This is a genomic window from Lactobacillus nasalidis, from assembly GCF_016587775.1.
GTDB lineage: Bacteria > Bacillota > Bacilli > Lactobacillales > Lactobacillaceae > Lactobacillus > Lactobacillus nasalidis.
Genome location: NZ_BOCG01000253.1, coordinates 1 through 8108, shown reverse-complemented (window position 1 = coordinate 8108; position 8108 = coordinate 1). Strand labels below are relative to the sequence as shown.

The following is an 8108-nucleotide window of genomic DNA, read 5'->3' as shown; positions in this document are numbered from 1 at the left end:
GCTGAAGGCCAGGATGAAGGCAGTCAATTTTGCCGGCGTCTACCGCTTTGAAAAAGGCGAACTGATCCTGGGGCCTTTCCAGGGGATGCCGGCCTGCGTGCATATCCCTGTGGGCAAGGGCGTCTGCGGCAAGGCCGCTTTGGAAAAGCAGACGCAGATTGTGGAAAACGTCCATGACTTCCCGGGGCACATTGCCTGCGACAGTGCTTCCAATTCGGAAATCGTCGTGCCGATTTTTGACCGGGCCGGCGAATTTTGGGGCGTATACGATTTTGACTCAACGAATTTTAACAATTTTGATGATTTGGACCAAAAGTACCTCGAGCAGATTGCCGCGGTTGCTTTAGGAAACTAGGTCCGGTACGAGGCGATTTTTTATGCAAAATTCATACAGCAAGAGCAGCAGTCAGGTTTTGGAAATTGCGCAGGAGCAGGCCAAGGAATTTCACCGCCGCTTGATCGGCACGGAACACGTTCTTTTGGGGCTGGTGATCGAAGCCGACGGCAAGGCCGGCAAGATCCTGCGGGCCATGAACGTCACGCCGACCGGCGTCAGGGAGGAAATTGAGCGCTATACGGGTTACGGCTCAGCCGCAAGCGCCAGTTACATGGAATTTTCTCCCCGCTTGACCCTGGCGCTGGATTATGCCAAGCGTAACTCAGAACTGCGCTCCAGCAAGGAAATTGAAACTACGGATATTTTGCTGGCTCTGGTGTCCAGCGAGCAGATCCTGTCGGCGATGATTCTGCGCAACCTGGACGTGGACCTGGACAACTTGAGAGACGAGCTTGACGATGCCAACCGGGTAGCCGGTGATGCGACCGAGCCGAGCCGGCCGGCTGCCGGCAACAGCCAGTCGCAAACGCCGATTCTGGACCGGTTTGGGATCGATTTGAACCGCCGGGCCAGAGAAGGGGACATTGATCCCGTGATCGGGCGCGAGCGGGAACTGGACCGGGTAATCCAGATTCTTTCCCGGCGCACGAAGAACAATCCGCTGTTAGTCGGTGAGCCGGGGGTCGGCAAGACCGCGGTCGCTGAAGCCCTGGCCAGTGAAATCGTGGCTAAAAAGGTGCCGCGGGACCTGGCTGACAAGCGGGTCGTTTCCCTGGACGTCAACAGCATGGTGGCGGGCACCCGTTACCGGGGCGAGTTTGAAGAGCGGCTGGACCGCTTGATCAAGGAGGTCATTGCCAGCAAGAACGTCATCTTGTTTGTCGATGAAATCCACTCGCTGGTCAAGGCCGGGGATGCCGAAGGGGCAATGAGTGCCTCCAACACCTTGAAGCCGGCTCTGGCCCGCGGGGACATCCAATTGATCGGGGCCACGACTTTTGAAGAATACCGCAAGCACATGGAAAAAGACTCGGCCTTCGTCCGCCGCTTCCAGCTGGTTCGTTTGTCTGAGCCAAGCGAGGAAGAAACCCTGAAGATTTTGCAGGGGATCAAGGACAAGTACGAGGACTACCACCGGGTCACCCTGTCGCCGGAAGCCCTGCAGGCAGCGGTGGACTTGTCCAGCCGCTACATTGCTGACCGCTACCAGCCGGACAAGGCGATCGACTTGATCGATGAAGCCAGTGCAGCGGTCAAACTGGCCAACGACACCGGCGAGGACAAGGACCTGGCAGAAATTGATCTGGAGATCAGCCGGACTTTGAAGCAAAAGAATGACGAAGCTGCCAAGCAGAATTTCGCGCAAGCCGCCAAGCTGCGCGACCAGGAGATTGCCCTGCGGCAAAAGCGCAGCGATATCGCCAAGAAGCTGGCCGGCAAGAATGAGAAGCGGTCAGTCGTCGGTGCTGAAGACGTGGCCAAAGTGGTCTCCATCTGGACCGGGGTTCCGGTTACCCAGCTCAAGACCAGCGAAAACAAGCGCCTGGCCCGCCTGGAAGGGATCCTGCATGAGCGGGTCATCGGCCAAGACGACGCGGTCAAGGCCGTGGCCAATGCCATCCGCCGGTCAAGAAGCGGCTTGAAGGACGAGAACCGGCCGATCGGTTCCTTCCTCTTCTTAGGCCCGACCGGGGTCGGCAAGACCGAGCTGGCCAAGGCAGTGGCTGAGGCAGTTTTTGGCTCAGAAGACAACATCATCAGAGTTGACATGTCAGAATACATGGACCGAGAATCTTCCTCCAAGTTGATCGGGTCAGCGCCTGGCTATGTCGGCTATGAAGAAGGCGGCCAGCTTTCAAATAAGGTCCGGGAACATCCTTATTCAGTCGTCTTGTTTGACGAAGTGGAAAAGGCCAACCCGGAAATCTTCAACGTCCTCTTGCGGGTTCTGGATGAAGGCTTCATGACTGACTCCTTGGGCCGGAAGGTCGACTTCAGAAACACCATCATCATCATGACTTCCAACCTGGGTTCTAGAAGCCTGGAAGCCGACAGCCACGTGGGCTTCTCAGCTAGCCAGGAAGACCAAGGCAAGCTGATCGCGGAAAAGGTTACCAAGGCCACCAAGGACTTCTTCCGGCCGGAATTTTTGAACCGGATCGACGAAAAGATCGTCTTCAAGCCGCTGGAAGCCAAGCAGCTGCGGGAAATCGTGACGCTTCTGACCCGGAAGCTGGTCAAGCGGCTGGCGGAAAAGGACATCACCTTGCGCCTGTCGCCAGCTGCTCTGGACCAACTGGCCAAGGATGGCTACAACCCAGAAATGGGGGCCCGGCCATTGCGGCGGACCATCCAAGACGAGGTTGAAGACCAGCTGGCCCAGGACCTGGTCAGCGAGAAGCTGCAGGCCGGCGACACGGTCAAAATTGGTGCCCGGGGCGGCAAATTGCGCTTTGAAATCGTCAAGGCCAAGTCCGGCGAAAAGGTCAAGGGCTAGCCGGCAGGAAACGGCTGCGCGTATTCTTTAATTATTTGTAAAGACTGTTTTTTTCTTGACAGTTGTGAATATCTGCCTATAATTTAGCATAATAAAAGATTGCTTATGTTATTTTTGGAGGCAGATTATGTTTGGCAAAAAGAAAAAAGAAGCAGCTGAAAAGGCAAAAGAAGCAGCAAGCAAGAAGACTGACGGGCGTATCCTGCTTTACAGCGACATCATCGACGCCCTTTACGACGAGATGCCGAAAGATGAGCGGGAGGCGCTGCTGGAAGCCAAGCAGCAGCTGGAACATAAGGTCTACCTGGGCAAGATCATGTATGATTTGCGGATCGCTTTAGAGCCGGTCGTGATCAAGTCCCAGCTTAGCCCGCAAGGCAAGAAGATCTTCTGGAACATCACGGCTGGCGGCTACCAGCTCACCGGAGTCGGTTTGGCCGGCCAGGCAGCCATGCTGTTTGGCGGCCGCTAGGGCTTGCGCTCTTTTAAAATAAGTGGTACAATATTGGGCGATTTAAAAGGCTGAAGTTCAGGATTTTACTGATATATTGTCCAGTAAAATGATAAAGACAAAAACGACAGGTTCGTTTTTGTCTTTTTTATGCTCAAAATCCCGGCCTTTTTAAAATGTAACACAAATGTAATATTTGCTTTCTTCAACAGGATAGAAAGGATGTTTTCCTTGCTAAACGGACACGTAGTTAATTACGGACAACACCGGACAAGACGCAGCTTCTCACGGATTAAGGAAATCCTGCCGCTGCCTAACTTGACGGATGTACAGACTGAATCATACAAATGGTTCCTTGACCAAGGCGTTAAGGAAGTTTTTGACGACATTCTGCCAATCAGCGACACTTCTGGCCGCTTGACTTTGGAATACGTCGACTACAAGCTGCAGGAACCAAAGTACACTGTAGACGAATCACGCAAGCACGACGCGACTTACTCCGCACCGATGCACGTGACTTTGAAACTGACCAACCATGAAACTGGCGAAATCAAGACTCAGGATGTCTTCTTCGGTGACCTGCCGCTGATGACTAAGTCCGGTTCCTTCATTGTCAATGGGGCGGAAAGAGTCATCGTTTCCCAGCTGGTTAGATCACCAGGCGTTTACTACAGCGGCGAATTTGACAAGAACGGCCGGCAAATCTTCGGTACGACTGTCATCCCTAACCGCGGGGCTTGGCTGGAATTTGAAACCGACGCCAAGAACATTTCCTACGTGCGGGTAGACCGGACGCGGAAGCTTCCTTTGTCTGTCCTGGTCCGGGCCCTGGGCTTCGGCTCTGACAGCGAAATCAAGGAAATCTTCGGCGACAGCGACACTTTGGACCTGACTTTGGACAAGGATGTCCACAAGAACCCAGCCGACAGCCGGGTAGCTGAAGCTTTGAAGGACATCTACGACCGTCTGCGTCCAGGTGAACCAAAGACCACTGACTCATCCCGGAGCCTCCTGGTTTCCCGCTTCTTTGACCCGCGCCGCTACGACCTGGCTGCCGTTGGCCGCTACAAGGTCAACAAGAAGCTGAGCCTTAAGAACCGCCTGTTGGGCTACACTTTGGCTGAAACTCTGGCTGACCCGGACACCGGGGAAGTTCTGGCTGCCAAGGGGACGGTTGTCAACAACGAAGTCATGGACGTTCTGAAGGACTACCTTGACCGTGACGACTTCAAGACTGTAACTTACACTCCGTCTGAAGAAGGTGCCATTCCGGAACCTGTAACTGTTCAAGAAATCAAGGTCTTCTCCCGGGAAATTCCTGACCGGGAAATCAAGCTGATTTCCAACGGCCACATTGACGAAGACGTTAAGTGCATCACTCCGGCCGACATCATCGCTGCTGTCAACTACTTCCTGGAACTCCAAGAAGGTGTCGGCAACATTGACGACATCGACCACTTGGGCAACCGCCGGATCCGCCGGGTCGGCGAATTGCTGCAAAACCAGATGCGGATCGGTTTGGCCCGGATGGAACGGGTCGTCCGTGAACGGATGTCAATTCAAGACGCCGCAACGGTTACTCCGCAGCAATTGATCAACATCCGGCCGATCGTCGGTTCAATCAAGGAATTCTTCGGTTCATCCCAATTGTCACAATTCATGGACCAAAACAACCCGCTGGGCGAACTGACCCACAAGCGCCGTATGTCCGCCTTGGGGCCTGGTGGTCTGTCACGTGACCGGGCCGGCTACGAAGTCCGGGACGTTCACTACACCCACTACGGCCGTCTGTGCCCAATCGAAACGCCAGAAGGTCCTAACATCGGTTTGATCAACTCCATGGCTACTTACGCCATCATCAACAAGTACGGCTTCCTGGAAACTCCATACCGGCGCGTTTCCTGGGCAACCCACAAGGTTACCGACAAGATCGACTACTTGACTGCCGATGTTGAAGACAACTACATCATCGCCGGGGCCAACACTCCTTTGAACGAAGACGGCTCCTTCGTTGATGACGTGATCCTTTGCCGGCACCGGGAAGACAACGTCGAAGTAAGTCCTGACCGGATCGACTACATGGACGTTATTCCAAAGCAGGTTGTTTCAGTAACTTCCGCATGTATTCCTTTCCTGGAAAACGACGACTCCAACCGTGCCTTGATGGGGGCCAACCACCAACGTCAGGCTGTTCCTTTGATCAACCCGCACGGTCCGCTCGTAGCCACTGGTATGGAATACCGGGCCGCTCACGACTCAGGTGACGCTTTGCTGGCTGAAGCAGCTGGTGAAGTTGAATACGTGGACGCCAACGAAATCCGCGTGCGCCGGGAAGACCAGACTCTGGACACTTACACTCTTGAAAAGTACCGCCGGTCAAACGCAACCAAGAACTACAACCAGACGCCAAACGTCAAGCGCGGCGACAAGGTTGTGGCTGGCCAGGTAATCGCCAACGGTCCGTCAATGGCCGACGGCGAACTTGCCCTGGGTCAAAACCCGGTGATTGCCTTCACCACTTGGAACATGTACAACTTCGAAGACGCCATCATGCTGAGCGAACGCCTGGTTAAGGACGACGTCTACACTTCAATCCACATTGAAGACTACGACTCAGAAGCCCGTGACACCAAGCTGGGGCCGGAAGAAATCACCCGGGAAATTCCTAACGTCGGTGAAGACGCTTTGAAGGACCTGGACGAAAACGGGATCATCCGGATCGGTGCCGAAGTTCACGACGGCGACATTCTGGTCGGCAAGGTTACCCCGAAGGGGATCACCGAACTTAGCGCCGAAGAAAGACTGCTGCACGCCATCTTCGGTGAAAAGGCCCGTGAAGTCCGCGATACTTCATTGAAGGTACCGCACGGCGGTGGCGGTGTGGTTCAAGACGTTCAAGTCTTCACCCGTGAAGCCGGCGATGAACTGGCACCAGGCGTCAACACCCTGGTCCGGGTCTACATCGTGCAAAAGAGAAAGATCCAAGTCGGTGACAAGATGTCCGGTCGTCACGGTAACAAGGGTACGGTTGCCCTGGTTGCGCCAGTTGAAGACATGCCGTACCTGCCAGACGGTACTCCAGTCGACATCTGCTTGAACCCAATGGGTGTGCCATCACGTATGAACATCGGGCAGCTGCTTGAAATCCACTTGGGCCGGGCAGCCCGGGCTTTGGGTATCCACGTGGCTACTCCAGTATTTGACGGGGCCAGCGAAGACGACGTTTGGGACTTTGTCCGCGAAGCCGGCGTTGACTCAGACGGTAAGACCGTTCTTTACGACGGCCGGACCGGTGAACCGTTCCACAACCGGGTTTCAGTCGGGGTAATGTACTACCTGAAGCTGACTCACATGGTTGACGACAAGATCCACGCGCGTTCAATCGGGCCTTACTCACTTGTTACCCAACAGCCTTTGGGTGGTAAGGCACAATTCGGTGGGCAGCGTTTCGGTGAAATGGAAGTCTGGGCCCTGGAAGCTTACGGTGCTGCTTACACCCTGCAGGAAATCCTGACTTACAAGTCCGACGACGTTGTCGGCCGTGTCAAGGCCTACGAAGCGATCGTCAAGGGCGAAAGAATTCCTAAGCCAGGCGTGCCGGAATCATTCCGCGTTTTGGTCAAGGAACTGCAGTCATTGGGTCTGGACCTGCGCGTTTTGGACAGCGACGAAAACGAAGTTGAACTGCGCGACATGGATGAAGACTCTAACGAACACGTAAACATCGATACTTTGTCTCGTCTTGCGGAAGCGCAAGAAAAGAAGAAGTTGGCCGAAGAAGAGGCCGAAATCGCCGCCGAAGCTGAAGCAGAAGGCGCCGCACCTGAAGAAGACGCCGCTGACGCTGAAACGACCGAAGCTGCAGACGCAGCCGACGACGACAAGGCTTCAAAGTAATTGGGAGGTTAAACTTTGATCGACGTAAATAAGTTTGAAAGCATGCAGATTGGCTTGGCTTCACCAAACAAGATCAGAAGCTGGTCTTACGGGGAAGTTAAGAAGCCAGAAACCATCAACTACCGGACTTTGAAGCCAGAAAAAGACGGTCTGTTTGATGAACGTATCTTTGGGCCAACCAAGGACTACGCTTGTGCCTGCGGCAAGTACAAGGGCGTTCGCTACAAGGGCATCGTCTGTGACCGGTGCGGGGTTGAAGTAACGACCTCTCACGTGCGCCGGGAACGGATGGGCCACATCGAACTGGCTGCTCCAGTAACCCACATCTGGTACTTCAAGGGCATTCCTTCAAGAATGGGCCTGGTTTTGGACGTGTCTCCAAAGCAGCTTGAAGAAGTCATCTACTTCGCTGCCTACATCGTTATCGATCCAGGTGACACCGGCCTGGAAGCCAAGCAGCTGTTGACTGAAGCTGAATACCGGGAAGAAAAGGCCAAGTACGGCAACCGCTTCGTAGCCAAGATGGGTGCCGAAGCCATCCGTGACCTGCTCAAGCAGGTTGACCTGGACAAGGAAGTTACCGAGCTCAAGGCTGAGCTGCAGACTTTGAAGGGGCAGAAGCGGACCCGGGCTATCCGCCGGCTGGACATTCTGGATGCCTTCAGAAACAGCGGCAACAAGCCTGAATGGATGGTCATGGAAACTGTTCCGGTTATCCCGCCGGACTTGCGGCCAATGGTTCAGCTGGAAGGTGGCCGTTTCGCCACTTCCGACTTGAACGACCTTTACCGCCGGGTCATCAACCGGAACAACCGGTTGAAGAAGCTGCTGGACATGCACGCTCCTGGCTTGATCGTACAAAACGAAGAGCGGATGCTGCAGGAAGCCGTCGACGCTTTGATCGACAACGGCCGCCGCGGCCGTCC

Annotated in this window: 4 protein-coding genes and 1 pseudogene; all 5 read left to right on the top strand. The window is 54.7% G+C overall.

Annotated features, from left to right (window positions below; all coding sequences use genetic code 11):
* Positions 1 to 355, top strand: a 355-nt coding sequence (gene msrC, locus lacNas_RS04255) for a free L-methionine (R)-S-oxide reductase MsrC (RefSeq protein ID WP_201346628.1), incomplete at its 5' end; no start/stop codon positions are given.
* Between the two features lie 22 nt (positions 356 to 377).
* Entirely contained in the window at positions 378 to 2834 is a 2457-nt protein-coding gene (locus lacNas_RS04250) for an ATP-dependent Clp protease ATP-binding subunit (RefSeq protein WP_201330316.1), read from the top strand.
* Between the two features lie 127 nt (positions 2835 to 2961).
* Entirely contained in the window at positions 2962 to 3306 is a 345-nt protein-coding gene (locus tag lacNas_RS04245) for a bacteriocin immunity protein (RefSeq protein WP_201330315.1), read from the top strand.
* Between the two features lie 210 nt (positions 3307 to 3516).
* Positions 3517 to 7182, top strand: a complete 3666-nt coding sequence (gene rpoB, locus lacNas_RS04240) for a DNA-directed RNA polymerase subunit beta (protein ID WP_280515150.1) — start codon at positions 3517 to 3519, stop codon at positions 7180 to 7182.
* Between the two features lie 15 nt (positions 7183 to 7197).
* Positions 7198 to 8108, top strand: a pseudogene (locus lacNas_RS04235) (DNA-directed RNA polymerase subunit beta'); the annotation flags it as partial.